Origin of the sequence: Paraburkholderia sediminicola (assembly GCF_046027825.1) — a bacterium.
Lineage (GTDB): Bacteria > Pseudomonadota > Gammaproteobacteria > Burkholderiales > Burkholderiaceae > Paraburkholderia > Paraburkholderia sediminicola_D.
Map to the genome: position 1 here is coordinate 1 of NZ_JAQQDU010000290.1, position 328 is coordinate 328.

The 328-nt window shown below is 62.8% G+C and carries 1 protein-coding gene; it reads left to right on the plus strand.

What is annotated here, in order from left to right; translation table 11 throughout:
- Positions 1-328: IS110 family transposase (locus PQQ96_RS42280; RefSeq protein WP_408303388.1), on the plus strand; the 328-nt coding region annotated here is incomplete at both ends.

Here is a 328-nt window from a genome sequence, read left to right on the forward strand (position 1 = left end):
AACCGAACATTTCAGTGTCGACAATGAAACCGCCGCCATCGAACAGCTGGTCCAGCGTCTGATCACGCTGGGCCCCACCCTGATCGTCATGGAGGCCACCGGCAAGCTCGAACTCGCCGTGCTCAAGGCGCTTTGTCAGGCCGGTCTTCCCGCTGTCGCCGTCAATCCCCGACAGGTGCGCGACTTTGCCAAAGCCACCGGCAAACGCGCGAAGACAGACCGCATCGATGCGTTCGTCATCGCCCATTTCGGCGCCGTCATCAAACCCGTCGTGCGGCCACTGAACGATGTGCAGACCGAGCAGCTGCAGGCCCTGCTGCTGCGCCGT